The organism is Ruegeria sp. N4 (genome assembly GCF_056531425.1).
Genome location: NZ_JBQFLT010000004.1, coordinates 37,331 through 55,928 on the forward strand (window position 1 = coordinate 37,331; position 18,598 = coordinate 55,928).

Below are 18,598 nucleotides of genomic sequence, written 5' to 3' on the forward strand. Positions count from 1 at the left end.
TTAAAAGGTATTTACTTACCCGCACAGGTATCTTAATGGATTCTCCTATGGCTGCCGAATCTCAAACCCCAATTCTCGCCATCGATGGCGGAGGCACCCGGTGCCGGATCGCGCTGGCGCAGGGGCAAACCGTGACCTCGGTCGAGACCGGTTCGGCCAATGTATCCAGCGATTTTGACGGCACCGTCCTTTCGATTGTGCAAGGTCTGGACTTGCTGGCAGCCAAATCCGGCCTGCCCCAAGACGTGATCCACAACACACCGGCCTTTGTCGGGCTGGCAGGCGTGACCGGGCCAGCCATCGCGGATCGGTTGCGACAGGCCTTGCCCTTGTCGCACCTGCGCATCGAAGACGACCGGCGCGCCGCTTTGCGCGGCGCATTGGGACGGCAGGACGGCGTTCTGGCCCATTGCGGGACAGGGTCGTTTTACGCCGCGCAGTTTGGTGCAACCGCGAAATTCGCAGGCGGTTGGGGCCCTGTTCTTGGGGATGAAGCCTCGGCACAATGGATCGGCCGAAACGCCCTGCGCCTGACGTTGGAAAGCGTGGATGGCCGCATTCCCGACGCCCCCATGGCCCAACGTTTTCTGACCCAATTCCAATCCCCTGCAGGGCTTGTTCGCTTCGCCGCAACCGCCCGCCCGCATGAGTTTGGCCAATTGGCGAAAACCGTCACCGAACTCGCGGCAAATGGCGATCACCTTGCCCAATCCACCATGCAGGTCGGCGCGGATGAGATCGAACGCAGCCTGAAACAGATCGGCTGGGCGCCCGGACTTCCCGTCTGTCTGACCGGCGGGATCGGCCCGGAATTCCGCGCCTATTTACCGACCGTGATGCAGGACGGCGTGACCCAACCGCTCAAGTCGCCTCTGGACGGTGCTCTGTCACTGGCCCGCGATTTCGCTGAAGAGGTCATCGCATGAGCGCCATCGAATTCCTGCGGTCGAAAACCTGGCTCGGCGAAACCGGCGGGCCACGCTATGTGCAGCTCAGGCGGCGTCTGGAAGAAGGCATCGCCTCGGGAATCCTACCACCGAACTCGTCCCTGCCGCCTGAACGCGAACTGGCCGAGATCACCGACCTGTCCCGCGTCACCGTGCGCAAAGCCATTCAGGAACTTGTGCGCGAAGGGCTGATCGAACAGCGGCAAGGCTCGGGCTCGTTCATCCGCGAGCCGGTGGCACGGATGGAACAGTCGCTCAAGCAACTGACCTCGTTCACCGAAGACATGACCCGGCGGGGGATGGAGACGACCTCTCGCTGGCTGGAACGCGGCGTGTTCATGGCCACGCCTGAGGAAGTGGCGGCGCTGGACCTTGCTGCAGGCGATCAGGTCTCGCGCATCTATCGTCTGCGCGAGGCGGATGGGCGCCCGCTGGCGCTGGAACGCGCCGCGCTGCCGCTGGATTTGCTGCCCAATCCGACCGAGGTGTCAACGTCCCTGTATGATCTGCTCGCCAAATCCGGCAACCGCCCGACGCGCGCGGTGCAGAAAATCTCGGCCATAAATCTCGAGACGCGCGAGGCCGAGTTGCTGGATGTTGCCGAAGGGGATGCCGGATTGAGGATCGAACGCACCTCATTCCTTGACAGTGGGCGGGTCGCGGAACTCACCCGCTCCATCTATCGCGGCGATGCCTACGATTTCGTCGCCGAATTGCGCTTGTAGACCGGAAAGGCCGATCTGAATGCCACATCAAACCACGCAGATGCGCCGCGAGATTCTGGAAATCCCCGGCGCTGTCGACAGGCTTCTGACCCAGGGCGGTGACGCTATCACGCAAGCCGCCGATACGGCGCGGCAGATCGACCCGCGCTATTTGCTGTCCGTGGCGCGGGGGTCTTCAGATCACGCCTGCACTTATCTGAAATACGCCAGCGAATTGATCCTGAAACGCCCCATGGCATCGGTCGGCCCATCCGTCAGTTCGATCTACGATGTCGCGTTGCAGGCCGAAGGTGCCCTGTGCATCTCGATCTCGCAATCCGGGCAAAGCCCCGACATTGCGCGCATGACCGAAGTGCTGGGCAAGACCGGCGGATTTACGGTTGCGATCACCAATGACTCGACGTCCCGGCTGGCCGGAATTGCCGACACCACGCTGCCGATCCATGCAGGCCCCGAGCTGAGCGTCGCGGCAACGAAAACCTTTGTCACTTCGCTGGTCGCGGGGCTGTGGCTGATTGCCGAAATCAAAAAGGACGCCGCGCTGATCGCAGCAATCAAGACCCTGCCAGAAAGGCTGGAGGCGGCGACCCAATGCGACTGGTCCGCTGCGGCAGAGGCCGTCGACGGCCGGTCGCTGTTTACGCTGGGCCGGGGGCCAAGCTGGGCGATCTCGAACGAGGCCGCGCTGAAATTCAAGGAGACCTGCCTGATCCACGCCGAAAGCTATTCCTCGGCCGAGGTTCTGCATGGCCCGGTCTCGATCGTCGAGCAGGACTTTCCCGTGATCGCCTTCGCTGCCGCAGACGCGGCTGAGGACAGTGTTGCGCAGACGGCGGACGCAATGGCCGCCAAAGGCGCGCGCGTGTTTGCCCTGTCCGACAAGGTCAACACGGCGACGCGTCTGCCTTATGTGCGAACCGATCACTGGCTGACCGACCCGATTGCAGCCATCGTATCGTTCTACGGGATGGTTGAAACTGTGGCGGTCCAGCGCGGGATCAACCCCGACACGCCGCGGCATCTGAACAAGGTAACGGAAACGGTATGACACAGGGTGTGGTGACATTCCGGAATGGGCTTGTTTTTGACGGGTCAAAGCTGTGGCAGAACTACGCGCTGCGTGTCGTCGATGGGCACGCGGCAGAGTTCGGACCGGATACGCACATCTCTGACGCGGGACGTGTCGTTGACCTTGGCGGCGATATTCTGAGCCCCGGTTATGTCGATCTGCAGGTCAATGGCGGCGATGGGCTGTTGTTCAATGACGATCCCTCGGTGGGCACGCTGCGCCGAATGGCTCGCACCCATCGTCGTTTGGGGGTCACCTCTCTGCTGCCGACACTGATTACGGATACCGCCGACAAAACTCAGGCTGCCATAGATGCAGCCATCCAAGCCGTTCGCGCGGGTATTCCCGGCATTGCGGGTTTGCATCTGGAAGGGCCGCATTTGTCGGTTGCCCGAAAAGGCGCGCATGACGCCAGCCTGATCCGACCGATGGAGCAGCACGATCTTGACGCCTTGTTGTCTGCCGCCGCCCAATTGCCGTGTCTCAAAGTCACAATCGCCCCGGAATCTGTGTCCGAACAGCAGGTCAGCACGCTGACCGAGGCCGAAGTGCTGGTTTCGCTGGGGCACACAGACGCCGGTTTCGACACCTGCATGCGGTACTTTGCGGCTGGTGCGCGCTGTGCGACGCATCTGTTCAACGCCATGAGTCAATTGGGCAATCGCGAACCGGGACTGGTTGGCGCGGTTCTGGCCAATGGTGCGGCGTCGTCCGGGTTGATCGCCGATGCCGTTCACGTTCACCCGGAGACAATCCGCGCCGCGTGGGCGGCCAAGCGCGGGCCGGGTCGGCTGTATCTGGTCAGCGACGCCATGGCTGTGGCCGGGACAAGCGAAACTGAGTTCCAACTGAACGGGCGCACGATCCTGCGTCGTGACGGGATACTCACCTTGTCGGATGGCACTTTGGCGGGCGCTGACCTGGATCTGACCACAGCTCTGGGCGTGATGGTCAACAAAGTCGGCATCCCGCCGGAGGACGCCTTGCAAGCTGCAACCTCGGTCCCTGCCGCCTTGATCGGACAGCAGTGCGAAGGCATCAAGATCGGTGAGGGCAAGTTGTCGGGTATGATCCGCATCGCCTCGGACTTCTCATCAGTCTCCACGTTCGACTGACAATGACGTGCAAGACCGGGATGACCCATCCCTCTCTGGTCCTTATCAAATCTTATCGGCGCGCGATCTGCGACCAAACAAGCTGTTGAACCCGCGCGCACCGGTGCCTATCGTGCGCCTCTGAAGGCCTTCAATCAGGACGTAGCTCATGACCGATCAAACCCCTCATCCCATGTCCCCGCAGGATTGCCTTGTGGCGATCATGGTCGCGGTCTCCGCATCGGACGAAAACATCCGCACGGCTGAGCTGGTCAAGATCCAGGGCGCGGTGAACATGCTGCCGGTCTTTGCCGGGTATGACGCGGACCGCACGCGGCATGTCTCGCAAATCGTGTTCGACCTGTTCGAGCAGGAAGATGGTCTGGACGCCTTGTTTGGCCTGATCCGGGACAACCTGCCCGAGCGTCTGAATGAAACCGCCTATGCGCTGGCCTGCGACGTGGCCGCCGCCGACGGATCACTGGCCGAAACCGAGCTGCGCCTGTTGGAAGAAATCCGGTACGAGCTGAGCATTGACCGCCTGCACGCCGCCGCCATCGAGCGTGGCGCACGCGCCCGTCACGTGGTCTGACGGTTTCAACTGCCGTAAAGCGCGCCCCAACGCTCAATCAGCGCCCGTTGCAATTTGCGCGACCGCCGATTCCAGGCGCGCGCGCCCTCGGGGCGTTCGCGAAGGGCACGAGGGATCGTCGCGCGGTGATCGACATCTGCGGTAAAGATCGCAAAGGCCAGTTCCGACCCATCCGCCGTTGTCAGGAATCCGCCCAGACCTGAAACGAAATTCAACGTCCCGGTTTTGGCATCCACTTTGATCGGGTGATCCTTTACGGGCCTGCCATTCTTGTCGGTCAGGGAAAACGGCTTAAGCAAGGGGCGAAGCGCCCCGGTCTTGCGCGCCTGAACAAAGGCAGCAACCAAAGCCTCCGGTGCCATGCGCGATGCATCACCCAGCCCGGAATGATCCACCATTGCAATCTGATCGACCCCATAGGCCTCAAACGCCCAGCGGTTCATCTCTGCCGCTGACTCCGCAAGGTCCTGCGGCATCACTCCGCGCGCCTTGGTTGCTGCCATTCCCACCATCTCGGCCGTCAGATTGGTCGAGTATTTCAGCATTCCGCGCAGGATACTGTCCAGACTATCGCTTTGATGGACAACGAGGGTTGTGCCTTGCGGCGCCTCGCGCGTGACTTCAACCCGGTCCAGAACGATCCCGTTGGCACGGGCCAGAGTTCTGAACACATCCCCCGCATAAAGCGCAGGTTTGCGCACCGGCAACCAACGGGCACCGCCGTTGCCCAAGGCTCCTTTGGCGACGGTCCAGCGGTCCTGCCGCGCACTGGGTTGATAAGTGTAAATCGGCAGGCTGCGCCCTTCGACCCGCATCGACGCCATGTCCACATCCGGGCGATACTTGGCGGTGCGGGCGTCCATTGTGACGTCATAATTGGTGCCGTCCCGCTTCCATTCAAAGTGAACCCGGTTGAAATTCAGTGAAATACCGCTGATGGCCGGGCTATAGCCCAGATGATCCGGCTGTCCGGGGTCGATGCTGAACACGAAAGGCAGCGCGCCGTCATAAACCTTGAACGCGCCGCGCACCTCGGTAATGCCCGCCTCGCGCAGATTGGCCGCCATCGAGGCCAGATTGTCGGTGTCCAGCAACGGATCACCTCCGCCGGCCAGGATCAGATCCCCCTGCAATATGCCGTTTTCAATTGGCCCATCCGCGATCAGGCTTGTTTCAAAGCGATGATCGGGTCCAAGCACGTCCAGCGCGTAAAGCGCGGTCAGCGCCTTGCCCACACTGGCGGGCGGCAATCCCATCTCGCCCTGAAACGCCTCAAGCTGCGCACCGGTGCCAACATCGGCCACCGCGAACACGACGTCGCCTTTCAGGCCGGCCGCCCGGACAAGACGTTCGGCGCCGGTCAGCTGCGGCCCGCGCGCCTGCGGCCGAAGCGAGACCAAAGGGGCCTGTGCCAATCCCGTCGCCGGGATCAGGGACGCCCCGATACCCCCCAGAAAAAACCGTCGTGAAATGCGATCAACCATGGGGTAATTAAAATCCCAGAGATTAAAATCAGACAACCATTGCATGATAATATGCAGGTGATGTGGCTATTCCGGCAACACTCCGTTGCGCCAATCGCCGCGATTGCGCAACTCGGTCGAACTGACATCGACCATCGGTACATTCACGAAACACCAGGCCGGAGCCTGTGCCCGCCCCAGCAAATGCCGCGCCTGCCCGTCGATCCGGTAGCGGGCATAGAGCCGCGCCGCAGGCGACATCCGGGCACTGATCCGATCCCCGGGACGCGCCACCACACCCACCGGCACACTGTCCATGATCTGCCGCCAGTCTTTCCAGCGATGAAACTGCGCCAGATTATCGGCCCCCATCAGCCAGACGAATTTGACCTGCGGATATAACCGGCGCAGCGCGGCCAGAGTGTCCGCCGTCGCCCGCGTTCCTGTCAGCGCCTCGATATCCGTGATCTCGACATCCGGGTGCTGAATGACCCCCCGCGCGGCCTTGACCCGCTGCGTCAGAGGGGCCGGTCCGCGCGCCTTCAACGGATTACCCGGAGACACCAGCCACCACACCCGATCCAGCCCAAACGCCTTCATCGCCTCAAGCGTCACATGCACATGGCCCTTGTGCGGCGGATCAAAGGACCCGCCGAACAGCCCGATCACCTGCCCAGGACGCGCATATGGAATGTCGTATCGCTCCATCCCACGCTGATGTTCAGAACTGGGGGGCGTTGTCAATCAACCGGTTGCACCGCATCGCCCAGCTTGACGCGCCCCGGTCGGACGACTTCCGCACACCAACCACCATGCCCCCGCACAGCGGAATAGCCCCCTTTGCCCAGCGCCTCCTCCATCCGGCTGCACGGCACACATATCACGGTGAACCGCAGGATAGCCTCACCCACCTGCACCTCGCGCCCCTTGAGTGCTGCCAGATTGATCCCCGACACCACCAGATTGCGCCGCAGAATATCGGGCGCAACCGGCCCCTGCCCGAGATACGATCCAATGGCCGCCAGATGCTCTTGCTGGATCAGCGTCACCGCCCGTTTCCCGGCACGTCCCCGGTCGCCGGTGAGGCCAGCCTCAGAGATCACCGCTTCTTTCGCTGTGACCATTGCGGCCCGCCGGTCAGGGCTCAGCCCGATCCATTCGACGCGCCCCGGCTGCGCCCAACCTGCTATCAACTCTGCCAGTTCAGACAATTCGCACCCCTTGTTCAACCAGACCTGTTTAAGTGAGTCCGACACCAATCGAAATTCACAAAAGCACCAGCTTGCCCCGCCCGCCCGCCTCGGATATCCAGCGGTTTAACCCAATTTCCCCGACCCAGAGGACGCGACATGGCCGCCTATCAATATGTCTACCACATGCAGGGTGTCTCAAAGACCTATCCCGGTGGCAAGAAGTGCTTTGAAAACATCCACCTGAGCTTTCTGCCCGGTGTGAAAATCGGTGTTGTCGGCGTCAACGGCGCGGGTAAATCGACGCTGATGAAGATCATGGCCGGTCTGGATACCGATTTCTCGGGTGAGGCATGGGCGGCTGAGGGTGCCAAGGTCGGCTATCTGCCGCAGGAACCGCAACTGGATGAAAGCCTCAGCGTCCGTGAAAACGTCATGCTGGGCGTGGCCGCGAAAAAGGCCAAGGTCGACCGTTTCAACGAAATCGCCATGGAGATCGCCGAGAACTACTCGGACGAGCTGATGGAGGAAATGACCACCCTGCAGGACGCCATCGACGCGGAAAACCTCTGGGACCTCGACAGTCAGATCGACGTCTCGATGGAGGCGCTGCGCTGCCCGCCGGACGATGCCAATATCGCCAACCTCTCGGGTGGTGAGAAACGCCGCGTGGCGCTGTGCAAGCTGCTGCTGGAAGCACCCGACATGCTGCTGCTCGACGAACCGACCAACCACCTGGACGCCGAGACCATCGCCTGGCTGCAACAGCACCTGATCGATTACAAGGGCACCATCCTGATCGTCACCCACGACCGCTATTTTCTGGATGACATCACCGGCTGGATCCTTGAACTCGACCGTGGCCGGGGTATTCCTTACGAGGGCAACTACTCCGCATGGCTGGAACAAAAGGCAAAACGGCTGGAACAGGAAGCGCGCGAGGACAAGTCCAAGCAGAAAACCCTGCAGCGCGAATTGGAATGGATGCGTCAGGGTCAGAAGGCCCGTCAGGCCAAATCCAAGGCCCGGATCAACGCCTATAACGAGCTGGCCGAACAGTCCGAACGCGAAAAGCTGACCCGCGCCCAGATCGTCATCCCCAACGGCCAGCGCCTTGGCGGCAAGGTGATCGAGGTCGAGGGCCTGTCAAAGCACATGGGCGACAAGCAATTGATCGAAGGGCTGGACTTTGCCCTGCCCCCCGGCGGCATTGTCGGCGTCATCGGCCCCAACGGTGCGGGCAAATCGACCCTGTTCAAGATGCTGACCGGTCAGGAACAGCCCGACAGCGGCACCATCACGCTGGGCGACACGGTCGAGCTGTCCTATGTCGACCAGTCCCGCGACGACCTGAAAGACAACGACACCGTGTGGGAGGCGATCACAGGCGGGGCCGAGATCATCCAGCTGGGCGACGCGCAGGTCAATTCCCGCGCCTATTGCTCGTCCTTCAACTTCAAGGGCGGTGATCAGCAGAAAAAGGTCTCGCTGCTGTCGGGTGGTGAGCGCAACCGCGTCCACATGGCTCGTCTTTTGAAAGAGGGCGGCAACGTCCTGCTGCTGGACGAACCGACCAACGATCTGGACGTCGAAACCCTGCGCGCACTGGAAGACGCGCTGGTCGATTTCGCAGGCTGCGCCGTTGTGATTTCGCACGACCGCTTCTTCCTCGACCGGATTTGTACGCATATTCTGGCATTTGAGGGCGATGCGCATGTGGAATGGTTCGAGGGCAACTTCGAGGATTACGAAGAGGATAAAAAGCGGCGGTTAGGGCCCGATGCGCTGGAGCCCAAGCGGTTGAAGCATAAGAAGTTTGCGCGTTAACGCGCGCAAACAGCCTCTAGACAAAACATGCATACAAAAACGGGCAGTTTTGAGAGGAAAAAAGTTAGGCAAGAAAAAAGCCTGAAGGTGGGATTTTGACGACTCGATACAAATCAGTCGATCGGTTGTAGTCGCGGCGCAACTTTCAACTAGCGCAATGTTAAGAAACAAATGCCAACCAAAAAAGCCTGTAAACAAACCTGAACAAAAAGTATAATGCCACAACGAGGAAAAAAAGGCCAATTACTCCCAATACCATATCCAGTGGATCCACTGTTGCTAAGGCAGCAAAAATAAACGCAACGTGCAGTACCACTGCAAGGACAAACCTCCAAAAAAGCTTAGCCGTTCGTACTCTAAACACCGCTTTATTGATATGACCTTCGGTTGCTTCATCCTCATAAAGCTGCTTGTTTTCTTTTGCGCGCGCAATTGAGGCAGATTTCCGTTCGTCCTTACTTAAACCGCCAGATGAGGCATGTGTACGAATGTACGCTACTACTCCTGGCCCAACTACTGAAGTCACAAATGCTACAAGTATCGGACCCGTTACGGGGTGCGCAAAAAAATCTCCAAAACTCAATAGACTATCCCATCTCTGTTCTATGTCGCGTAAAGGATTTCCAAGAAAAACCTAAATCGCCGTTAATTTGATACTGCAAAAGCATTTAATAACGCTTGCCCCAAGTTGAACGAAGAGCAAGCATCGAATGGTGCTCACAACAAACAACCGTATCAAATATCGGAGAATTACACAAATTCTGGGTCTTAACAAAAAGCGTAAGCGTAAGATAAGCGCTCGCACCCAGCCCTGCACAATCTCCGATTCCCAACTGCATCAAATGACGGATGAAATCACCCATCCTACGACTCGCCGAACGCCCCCTCCATCACAACGTCACTCCATTCCGGACCAACTCGACCCTCACGAATATCACGATGGATTGACGAATACGGCCAATCGGTTGGATGCTCTACATGTCCATGTTTGACCGGATTACCCCAGCAATACGCCATGTGATTGCGGTAGTCCCGTTCGTCGCGGATACAATGTTCCCAAAACCGGCGTTGCCAAATAGGCGCTTCGCGTTTGTTCTGTCGTAGGCCGGGCTTCAGCCCGGCATATCTGCCGGATCTTACAACCGGCAACTCCGTCGGCACAGGTGGTGCCGGGCTGAAGCCCGGCCTACGCCTCGCCTCTCTTATGCGCATGGTAAACCGCGCCTTGATCGCTCCCCAACGCGTTGAATAATCCGCATCCCCCGGCGGCAGGGTCCAAACCGCGTGGATATGATCCGGCAACACAACAAACGCATCACACCAGAACGGTCTCTCACGTTGAGTAACGGCAAAGGCCGCGCGTAAATGCGCCACGTCTCGCACCAACAAATCCGACGATCTGTCGGCCAGTGAGACAGTGAAGAAGTACTTCGCTCCGGGTATTCGAACGCGGCGATAGTTGCTCATGCGGGCATCCTGCCGCACTCATGGCTACCAAATCGTTAACCAAATCCACCCTTGCCACATGCCCACCCCAATGCCATATGCAAAGGGCTTACGTTTTTCTATTTCGACCTACTGTCTCCTTCCACGGCGCTCAGTCATTCGATCCAGACTACGACGCCAGGCTGCCGCATCCACGTGGGCAGCACCAATCAGGAGACAACGGATATGCCCGCAGGCACCGTAAAATGGTTCAACACCACCAAAGGCTACGGCTTTATCGCACCCGAAGATGGCGGCAAAGACATCTTCGTTCACATCTCGGCTGTCGAGCGTTCGGGCCTGACAGGTCTGGCCGACAACCAGAAAGTCACATACGAGCTGCGCTCGGGTCGTGACGGGCGCGAAAGCGCAGACAATATCGAGCTGGCCTAAGCCGGTCACAGGGTGAGGCGCAATCCTCACCCTTTTTTCGTGCGGCGCAGCGCGCGAGCGAAACACATCACGTTTTCGTTATATTTGCCCTAGAAATGACCAGATTTGCTATCATCCTGACAGTATAGTCATGATTGCATTGGTCATTTGAAGAGGCTCACCCATGTTCACACGCCGTGTGTTTCTTGCCGGAACGGCTGCCAGCCTGCTGCCGGGTATCGCCAGCGCCAAGAAGGCGGTCGAGTATGATCCGACACCGCAATTTGTGCGGATCAAGAAGCAATTCGTCCCCGGTCAGTTGCTGGTCGTGCCCCGCTCCTTCTACCTCTATTACGTGACCGAACCGCGCAAGGCGATCCGTTACGGCTGCGGTGTGGGCAAGGCGGGACTGGAGTTCACGGGCACCGCAACCATCGACGTCAAGAAGGAATGGCCCACGTGGCGGCCCACCGATGAGATGATCGAACGTGATCCGGTGGCTTACGCCAAGTTCAAGGACAACGACTATGTGCAACCGGGCGGAGGGGACAATCCTCTGGGCGCTCGTGCACTCTATCTTTTCCAGAACGGGGTCGATACCTATTTCCGCATTCATGGGACGACGCAGCCGCAGACCATCGGGCGGGCGGCCTCGAACGGCTGCATCCGTATGCTGAACCAACATGTGGTCGATCTGTATAACCGGGTTCCGATTGGAACGGTTGTAACCGTGGTCTGACCGGCTGGTCAGGGCGCGGCCCAGTCAACATCTGTTGCTTCTTCGATATGCAACAGCCCGTCTGGCCACGGGCGCGTTAACTGTTTGGCCTGATCTTCCAAGCCGGTCAGCCATGAATCGATGCCTGCGCGATCCAGCAGCACACCCATCCGGTGGTGGATGGGTTTCACGTCGCCATTCGGCTCGCAGGTGACGGCTGCAAACTGATCGACCTGCAACCCGCCCGGGGCCTGCCATGTATCGGTAATCGCCGCGAAGAACAGTGGCGCACCGTCAGCCGACAAGATACGCCACGCTGTCTTGCGGCGTTTCTCTCCGGTCCATTCGTACCACCCATCCACCGGGATAACTGCGCGGCCAACGCCCTCAAACGCGGTCTTGTCGAAGACGGTCTCAGAACGGGCGTTGATGATGGTCTCCATCACCGGGCGCCCTCGGGCGTTGACCCGACCGACCGGAATCATGCCCCAGCGCATCGGCACCAGCCCGGTTTGCGTCAGCACCAGCATCTCTTGACCAGGCTGGATGTTGCTGCGGGGCGGTTGTTCGGGGACATCCGCCGAAACTCCAAGCAAATCGGCGATTTCGGCGATAGGTCGCGTCAGAAAGAACCGTCCCGGCATGAGCTACCCTTGTTCTGCGACCTCGTTGGCCAGTTGTAGCACTTTTGGCCCCAAAGCCTCGACAATAAGGGCGACGCCCTTGGCGTTGGGATGAATGCCATCGGCCTGCATGAACGCGCCAACAGCATTCGGATCGTCAACCGCCGCCAACCCTTCAAAGAAACTGTCAGCATAAAACGTCTGATATTGCTGCGCCAAATCGGGAAAGATGCTGTCAAAACTTTGCTTGTAGTCCGAGCCATAGTTGCCGGGGGCCTGCATACCCACCAGCAACACCTCAACTTGCCCCGCTTCTGCCGTGGTCAGGATCTTCTCGAGGTTTGCCCGAGACACATCCGGGTCGATCCCGCGCAGCAGATCATTGCCACCCAGCGCGACGATCATCCCATCCACCTCGGGCGTCAGGGTCCAGTCTACCCGCGCAGCACCACCCGCCGTAGTGTCACCCGAAACACCCGCATTGATCAGCCGGACATCCGCACCTTGCGCTCGCAACCAGCGTTCCAGTTGCGAAACAAACCCGTCCTCTTCAACCAGCCCATAGCCTTGCGTCAGCGAGTCCCCCAATGCGGCGATAATCACGGGTTCGGCTGTGGCCGCAAAACCGCAGCTTGCAAAAAGGCCTGCGATCAAAGTCTTGCGCAATGTCATAACCGCTCCATATCCCACAAGTGTTGCCTCCGTTTGGAAAGATCTATGACTCAGCCTGTTCTCTCGCTCCAAAATGCTGCTTTGTCGCTGGATGGCAATGCCGGGCGCGTGGATATTCTGCACGGCATCACGCTGTCGGTAAACCAGGGTGAGACTTTGGGGCTGGTCGGGCCATCCGGATCGGGCAAGTCGTCCCTGCTGATGCTGATGGGTGGTTTGGAACAGGCGACCGGGGGGTCGGTCACGGCATTGGGGCAGGACCTGACAGGGATGGATGAGGATCATCTGGCGCGGTTCCGGCGGGATACGATGGGGGTGGTGTTCCAGAACTTCCACTTGATCCCGACCATGACTGCGCTTGAAAACGTAGCAACGCCGCTGGAACTGGCCGGTCACAAGGATACCTTTGCCAGGGCCGAGGCCGAGTTGGATTCGGTTGGCCTGTCGCATCGGCGCGACCATTATCCGGCGCAGTTGTCGGGCGGTGAGCAGCAACGCGTGGCACTGGCCCGGGCCTCGGCCCCGCGCCCGCAGATCCTGCTGGCGGATGAACCCACGGGAAATCTGGATGAGGCGAACGGTGCCGCCATTGTCGATCTGCTGTTTGGCTTGCGCGACAGACACGGCGCAACACTGGTTCTGGTGACGCACAGCCATACGCTGGCCGACCGGTGCGACCGCGTTGTCCGCCTGCGCGACGGGCGCATTGCCGAGGATGCGCGGAAAGAGGCTGCAGAATGAGCCTGCGACTGGCCGGGCGGCTGGCGCGGCGGGAACTGCGCGGAGGTCTGCGCGGATTTCGCATCTTTCTGGCCTGTCTGGCCCTTGGCGTCGCGGCCATCGCCGCTGTGGGATCGGTCCGATACGCCATCCAGACCGGGCTGACACAGGAAGGCGCGGCACTGCTGGGCGGCGACGCCGAGTTGGAATTCACTTACCGTTTTGCCACCGCAGAAGAGCGTGCATGGATGGAAAACACAGCCGAGGCGGTCTCGGAGGTTGTCGATTTCCGGTCGCTCGCGGTTGCCCCGCTTGACGCGGGCACTGAGCGCGCGTTGACGCAGGTGAAGGCCGTTGATGCCGCCTATCCCTTGCTGGGTGAGGTTGGGCTGAACCCTGACATGCAGCTGTCTGATGCGTTGGAGGGGCACAACGATCTGCCGGGCGCGGTGATGGAACAGGTCCTGATGGACCGGCTTGGCCTTTCGGTGGGCGATGTATTTGCGCTGGGAACGCAGGATTTCGTTCTGAGGGCCGCCCTGACCGCCGAGCCTGACGGGGCCGCAGACGGGTTTGGCCTTGGCCCCAGAACGCTGGTTCGCACCGCAGATCTTAGCGCATCTGGCTTGTTGGAACCCGGCACTTTGTTTTCGACCAAGTACCGGCTGGACCTTCCGGAAACGGCCGATCTTGAGGTAACCGCAACCGAGGCCACCCAGACCTTTGAAGGCACCGGAATGCGCTGGACGGATGCCCGAAACGGAGCGCCCGGCATTGCCGAATTCGTCGGGCGGCTCAGCTCCTTTCTGGTTCTGGTGGGCCTGTCTGGCTTGGCCGTGGGCGGTATCGGCGTGTCCGCCGCGGTTCGGGCGTACCTGTCGCAGAAAACGGAAACCATCGCCACACTACGCACATTGGGGGCGGATCGGGCGACCGTGTTTCAGACCTATATGATCCAGATCGGGCTGTTGTCCGGGATCGGCATCGTCATCGGATTGGCCCTGGGTGGCTTGGCCCCTGTCCTGCTGGCCCCAATCATCGAAAGCCAATTGCCCGTTCCTGCCGTGTTTTCGATCTATCCCCAACCCCTTGCCGAGGCTGCGCTGTATGGCTTGCTGACAGCGTTTCTGTTCACCCTCTGGCCGCTGGCCCGAACCGAGGAGGTGCGCGCCGCCACCCTGTTTCGCGACGCCCTGACCTCGGCCCGGCAGATACCCCGGTTGATCTATGTGCTGGCCACCGGGCTGGGTCTGGCCATTCTGATCGCAGCAGCGGCGTGGTTCAGCGGCTCGGCGCGGTTGACGCTTTGGACCAGCGGCGGGTTGGTCGGGGCGCTGTTTCTTTTATCACTGACCGCTTTCGCAATTCGCTGGCTGGCCCGCAAGGGCGTTCCGTGGTCGCGCGGCCGCCCGCCGCTGCGATGGGCATTGGCCGCCATCTCGGACCCACGCGAAGGCGCGGGGTCTGTGGTTCTGTCCCTTGGTCTGGGCCTTTCTGTGCTTGCTGCCGTGGGCCAGATCGATGGCACATTGCGCAATGCCATCTCGGGCAATCTGCCGGACGTTGCGCCCTCGTATTTCTTTGTCGACATCCAGAAGGATCAAATGCCCGGTTTTACCGAGCGTCTGGAAACCGACCCTGCCGTCAGTCGCCTTGAAAGCGCGCCAATGCTGCGAGGGATCATCACCCGGATCAACGGCCAGCCCGCCCGCGAGGTTGCAGGCAGCCACTGGGTTCTGGAGGGCGACCGGGGCATCACTTACTCTGCCCTCCCGCCCGAGAATGCGCGCATCACGGCAGGCGATTGGTGGGCTGAGGGCTATGCAGGTGACCCCCAGATCAGCTTTGCCGCCGAAGAGGCCGAGGAAATGGGCCTGTCCCTGGGTGATACACTGACCGTAAACATTCTGGGCCGCGACATCACCGCAACCATCACATCCTTTCGCGAGGTTGATTTTTCGACCGCCGGCATCGGCTTCATCATGTCGATGAACCCGTCGGCGCTGGCCGGTGCGCCACATAGTTTCATCGCCACCGTCTATGCCGAAGAACAGGCCGAGGCCGCCATCCTGCGCGATCTGGCAGGTCAGTTCCCCAATATCACCGCCATCCGGGTGCGCGATGCGATCGACCGGGTCTCGGGCCTGCTGGCAGGGCTGGCCTCGGCGACATCCTACGGGGCCGGGGTGTCGCTGCTGACCGGGTTTCTGGTGCTGATCGGCGCAGCCGCTGCCGGTGAACCGGCCCGACGGTACGAGGTTGCAATCCTGAAAACAATCGGGGCCAACCGTCGCCGCATTCTGCTCAGCTTCACCCTGCGTGCGATGTTGCTGGGTGCCGCGGCAGGCTTCGTCGCCTTGCTGGTCGGTATCTTGGGCGGCTGGGCTGTGGCGACCTATATCTTCGACACCGGGTTTGCGGTGATCTGGCCCTCGGCACTGGGCATTGTCATCACAGGTGTCATCGTCACCCTTGGCGCGGGGCTGATCTTTGCGCTGCGCCCTTTATCCGTCCGACCCGCCCGTATATTGCGCGCCAGCGACTGAGCTTACCGCATACAGGCGACCGGCTGCAGGATTTTCAGCAGCGGATCATTATCGCAGACCAGCGCATCCAGCGTGATGTCGTCGAGCGATGCGTAAAACACCTCGGCGGCGTCCTGCAAGGCCACCCGCAAGCGGCAGGCGTCGGTCAGCGGACAGGTATTGTCGGCATCCGCAAAACACTCGGCGATCGGCAGCGATCCTTCCACATGCCGGAATACGGCACCAATGCGGATCTGATCCGCCGGGCGTGCCAGAGACATGCCACCATTCCGGCCGCGCTGCGTGCTCAGATAATCCAACTGTCCGAGTTGATTGATCACCTGTGCCAGATGGTTTTCCGAGATGTTGCACACTTCGGCGATCTCGGATTTCGTCACCAGCCGCTCCGGGTGCGCCGCGCAATACATCAGCAGGCGCACAGCAATATTCGTTCGTTTGGTAATCCGCATATGGGCCTCCCTCACTTAATGATGCAGCCTTATTGCATGTCCGGGAAAAAAGCGGTTTGACATACATCAATCGATCGAAAGGCGCGTTCGCAGATGGCAGACCCCTATTTCTTTGGCTATGGCAGCCTTGTGAACCTGGCCACCCATGATTTTCCCGATCCACGACCGGCAAAACTGAAGGGGTGGCGGCGGGCCTGGAAACACACCGACCTGCGCCCGGTCGCCTTTCTGACGGCGGTCCCGGACCCCGAGTCCGAGATCGAAGGCATGATCGCGCATGTTCCCAAGAACGACTGGGCCGCGCTGGATGAAAGGGAATGGGCCTATGACCGGATACCCGTGACACAATCGGTCTCACATCCGCTGACCCATGATGTTGAAATAGCGGTCTATGCCGTCCCGCAAGCCCGGCATAATGCGCCGACCGACCAGCATCCTTTACTGCTCAGCTACATTGACGTTGTCGTGCAAGGGTACCTGCGCATTTTCGGACCAGACGGGGTGGACCGGTTCTTTGCCACAACCGATGGCTGGGACGCACCTGTCCTGAATGACCGGGCCGAACCAAGGTATCCGCGCCACCAACAGCTCAAACCGGACGAGACTGCCTTTGTGGATGACCGCCTGCAGCGCGCGGCGGTGAAGATCATCCAACCACTACAACAAAAAGAGGCAGGCGAACTGCCTGCCTCTTTCAAGTTCTAAATTGTCAGGGGCATTCAGCCCCGCGCGCGGATCACCTGCAGCAAGGGCAGCAGTGCCGCCATTTCTGGCCCGCGCTCCATCCCCGTCAGCGCCTTGCGCAGCGGCATGAACAGGCCCTTGCCTTTGCGGCCCGTCGCCTCTTTTACCGCTTTGGTCCATACACCCCAGGTTTCACCATCAAACGGGCCTTCGGGCAGCAATGCCATGGCTTCTACGATGAACTCCCGATCTTCATCCGCGATCAGAGGCTCGGCGCCATCCCGGCACAGCTCCCACCAGCCTTTCAGATCGGACAGAGTGGTGATGTTTTCACGCGCCATGGCCCAGAACGGCTCGGCCAGTTCGGCAGGAACACCCGCATCGGCCACAGCATCAGCAACTTCCGCCAGCGGCAGCGATTGCAAGTGTTTCGCGGTCAGCGGGAACAGGTCCTGCACGTCAAACTTGGTCGGCGCAGCCCCAAAGCGGTTCACATCAAACCCATCGATCAACTCGGCCATGTCCGAGCGCAGTTCGACCGGATCAGACGACCCCAGCCGCGCCATCAGGCTCAGCAGCGCCATCGGCTGCACGCCCTGCTCGCGCAGATCGCGCAGGGCCAGCGTGCCCAGACGTTTCGACAGCGCCTCACCCTGCGGGCCGGTCAGCAGCGAATGATGCGCGAAACGCGGACAAGTTCCGCCCAGCGCCTCGATGATCTGAATTTGCGTCGCCGTGTTGGTCACATGGTCCGAACCGCGCACCACGTCCGTCACACCCATCTCGGTATCATCCACCACAGACGCAATCGTATAAAGAACCTGACCATCGCCACGGATCAGCACTGGGTCCGAAACGGACGCCGCATCGATCGAGATGTCACCCAAGATGCCATCGGTCCAATCGATCCGCTCATGATCCAGCTTGAACCGCCAGACGCCGTTGCCGCGCTCGGCCCGCAGCGCCTCTTTCTCGGCGTCCGACAGGTTCAGCGCAGCGCGGTCATAGACCGGCGGCTTACCCATGTTCAGTTGCTTCTTGCGCTTCAGATCCAGCTCGGTCGGCGTCTCGAAAGCCTCATAAAACCGGCCCATCTCACGCAGCTTGTCGGCGGCTTCGGCGTAGCGGTCCAACCGGTCCGACTGACGTTCAACCTTGTCCCAGTGCAGACCCAGCCATTCCAGATCCTGCTTGATCGCATCGACATATTCTTCTTTCGACCGCTCGGGGTCTGTGTCGTCGATGCGCAGGATGAACGTACCGCCTGCTTTGCGGGCGATCAGATAGTTCATCAGGGCGGTGCGCAGGTTGCCCACGTGGATGTATCCGGTGGGCGACGGGGCGAAACGGGTGGTTGTCATGGGTGTCTCCTGTTGGCGCGGCTCTTGTCACAAAGGCGCGATTTTGTCCAGCAGGGGTTTC

Annotated in this window: 20 protein-coding genes; 11 read left to right on the forward strand and 9 right to left on the reverse strand. The window is 60.4% G+C overall.

Translation table 11 applies throughout. From position 1 onward, the window contains the following. Positions 1-47: 47 nt before the first annotated feature. From ACR0LW_RS08040 to ACR0LW_RS08060, 5 genes are all read left to right on the forward strand, one after another. Positions 48-926, forward strand: coding sequence for a glucosamine kinase nucleotide-binding domain-containing protein (locus ACR0LW_RS08040; protein WP_480882190.1), 879 nt, complete (start codon positions 48-50; stop codon positions 924-926). Further along, positions 923-1,672, forward strand: coding sequence for a GntR family transcriptional regulator (locus ACR0LW_RS08045; RefSeq protein WP_480882191.1), 750 nt, complete (start codon positions 923-925; stop codon positions 1,670-1,672). The genes ACR0LW_RS08040 and ACR0LW_RS08045 overlap by 4 nt, the downstream gene beginning before the upstream one ends. Positions 1,673-1,691: 19 nt before the next feature. Continuing rightward, positions 1,692-2,720 (forward strand): SIS domain-containing protein, encoded by a 1,029-nt coding sequence (locus ACR0LW_RS08050; RefSeq protein ID WP_480882192.1) that lies wholly within the window; start codon positions 1,692-1,694, stop codon positions 2,718-2,720. Next, entirely contained in the window at positions 2,717-3,856 is a 1,140-nt protein-coding gene (gene nagA / locus ACR0LW_RS08055) for an N-acetylglucosamine-6-phosphate deacetylase (protein ID WP_480882193.1), read from the forward strand. Before ACR0LW_RS08050 ends, nagA begins: the two co-directional genes overlap by 4 nt. A 148-nt stretch (positions 3,857-4,004) precedes the next feature. Beyond that, positions 4,005-4,427: a tellurite resistance TerB family protein gene (locus ACR0LW_RS08060; protein WP_170455499.1), complete on the forward strand. Its 423-nt coding sequence runs from the start codon at positions 4,005-4,007 to the stop codon at positions 4,425-4,427. A 5-nt stretch (positions 4,428-4,432) separates the two neighbouring features. Here the strand turns inward: ACR0LW_RS08060 and dacB are convergent, their stop codons facing one another. The 3 genes from dacB to ACR0LW_RS08075 all read right to left on the reverse strand — a co-directional run bounded on the left by dacB (position 4,433) and on the right by ACR0LW_RS08075 (position 7,101). Further along, the gene (gene dacB, locus ACR0LW_RS08065; protein WP_480882194.1) at positions 4,433-5,911 is read right to left on the reverse strand and encodes a D-alanyl-D-alanine carboxypeptidase/D-alanyl-D-alanine endopeptidase; all 1,479 of its coding nucleotides are present in this window, start codon (positions 5,909-5,911) and stop codon (positions 4,433-4,435) included. Between the two features lie 66 nt (positions 5,912-5,977). Then, positions 5,978-6,598, reverse strand: a complete 621-nt coding sequence (locus tag ACR0LW_RS08070) for a nicotinate-nucleotide adenylyltransferase (protein WP_480882195.1) — start codon at positions 6,596-6,598, stop codon at positions 5,978-5,980. Between the two features lie 32 nt (positions 6,599-6,630). After that, positions 6,631-7,101, reverse strand: a complete 471-nt coding sequence (locus ACR0LW_RS08075; protein ID WP_480882197.1) for an MOSC domain-containing protein — start codon at positions 7,099-7,101, stop codon at positions 6,631-6,633. A gap of 138 nt (positions 7,102-7,239) precedes the next feature. Between ACR0LW_RS08075 and ettA the strand changes: the two genes are divergently transcribed. Further along, positions 7,240-8,907, forward strand: coding sequence for an energy-dependent translational throttle protein EttA (gene ettA, locus ACR0LW_RS08080; protein ID WP_170516801.1), 1,668 nt, complete (start codon positions 7,240-7,242; stop codon positions 8,905-8,907). A gap of 160 nt (positions 8,908-9,067) precedes the next feature. Here ettA and ACR0LW_RS08085 read toward each other — a convergent pair whose 3' ends face one another. Continuing rightward, positions 9,068-9,490 (reverse strand): hypothetical protein, encoded by a 423-nt coding sequence (locus ACR0LW_RS08085; RefSeq protein WP_480882198.1) that lies wholly within the window; start codon positions 9,488-9,490, stop codon positions 9,068-9,070. A gap of 281 nt (positions 9,491-9,771) precedes the next feature. After that, positions 9,772-10,374 (reverse strand): REP-associated tyrosine transposase, encoded by a 603-nt coding sequence (locus ACR0LW_RS08090; RefSeq protein ID WP_480882200.1) that lies wholly within the window; start codon positions 10,372-10,374, stop codon positions 9,772-9,774. Positions 10,375-10,578: 204 nt separating this feature from the next. Between ACR0LW_RS08090 and ACR0LW_RS08095 the strand changes: the two genes are divergently transcribed. Further along, positions 10,579-10,785 (forward strand): cold-shock protein, encoded by a 207-nt coding sequence (locus ACR0LW_RS08095; RefSeq protein WP_170378838.1) that lies wholly within the window; start codon positions 10,579-10,581, stop codon positions 10,783-10,785. 163 nt (positions 10,786-10,948) lie between these two features. Beyond that, on the forward strand, positions 10,949-11,503 hold the full coding sequence (locus tag ACR0LW_RS08100) for a L,D-transpeptidase (RefSeq protein WP_480882201.1): 555 nt from the start codon (positions 10,949-10,951) through the stop codon (positions 11,501-11,503). A gap of 8 nt (positions 11,504-11,511) precedes the next feature. On the opposite strand, the gene ACR0LW_RS08105 is transcribed toward ACR0LW_RS08100, so the two are convergent. Both ACR0LW_RS08105 and ACR0LW_RS08110 read right to left on the reverse strand, forming a co-directional pair. Continuing rightward, on the reverse strand, positions 11,512-12,126 hold the full coding sequence (locus ACR0LW_RS08105; protein WP_480586521.1) for an SOS response-associated peptidase: 615 nt from the start codon (positions 12,124-12,126) through the stop codon (positions 11,512-11,514). A 3-nt stretch (positions 12,127-12,129) separates the two neighbouring features. Continuing rightward, entirely contained in the window at positions 12,130-12,777 is a 648-nt protein-coding gene (locus ACR0LW_RS08110; protein ID WP_480586524.1) for an arylesterase, read from the reverse strand. A gap of 45 nt (positions 12,778-12,822) precedes the next feature. Here ACR0LW_RS08110 and ACR0LW_RS08115 point away from each other — a divergent pair, with 45 nt between their 5' ends. Both ACR0LW_RS08115 and ACR0LW_RS08120 read left to right on the forward strand, forming a co-directional pair. Beyond that, on the forward strand, positions 12,823-13,518 hold the full coding sequence (locus ACR0LW_RS08115) for an ABC transporter ATP-binding protein (RefSeq protein WP_480586527.1): 696 nt from the start codon (positions 12,823-12,825) through the stop codon (positions 13,516-13,518). Further along, a complete protein-coding gene (locus ACR0LW_RS08120) occupies positions 13,515-16,043 on the forward strand; it encodes an ABC transporter permease (protein ID WP_480882202.1) in 2,529 nt (842 codons plus the stop codon). The genes ACR0LW_RS08115 and ACR0LW_RS08120 overlap by 4 nt, the downstream gene beginning before the upstream one ends. Positions 16,044-16,045: 2 nt before the next feature. Here the strand turns inward: ACR0LW_RS08120 and ACR0LW_RS08125 are convergent, their stop codons facing one another. Continuing rightward, complete coding sequence (locus tag ACR0LW_RS08125) at positions 16,046-16,492, reverse strand: Rrf2 family transcriptional regulator (protein ID WP_170455522.1); 447 nt, start codon at positions 16,490-16,492, stop codon at positions 16,046-16,048. Positions 16,493-16,585: 93 nt separating this feature from the next. On the opposite strand from ACR0LW_RS08125, the gene ACR0LW_RS08130 reads away from it, so the two are divergent. Continuing rightward, positions 16,586-17,197 (forward strand): gamma-glutamylcyclotransferase family protein, encoded by a 612-nt coding sequence (locus ACR0LW_RS08130; RefSeq protein ID WP_480882203.1) that lies wholly within the window; start codon positions 16,586-16,588, stop codon positions 17,195-17,197. Positions 17,198-17,211: 14 nt separating this feature from the next. On the opposite strand, the gene gltX is transcribed toward ACR0LW_RS08130, so the two are convergent. Next, entirely contained in the window at positions 17,212-18,537 is a 1,326-nt protein-coding gene (gltX, locus tag ACR0LW_RS08135) for a glutamate--tRNA ligase (protein WP_480882204.1), read from the reverse strand. Positions 18,538-18,598: the final 61 nt, after the last annotated feature.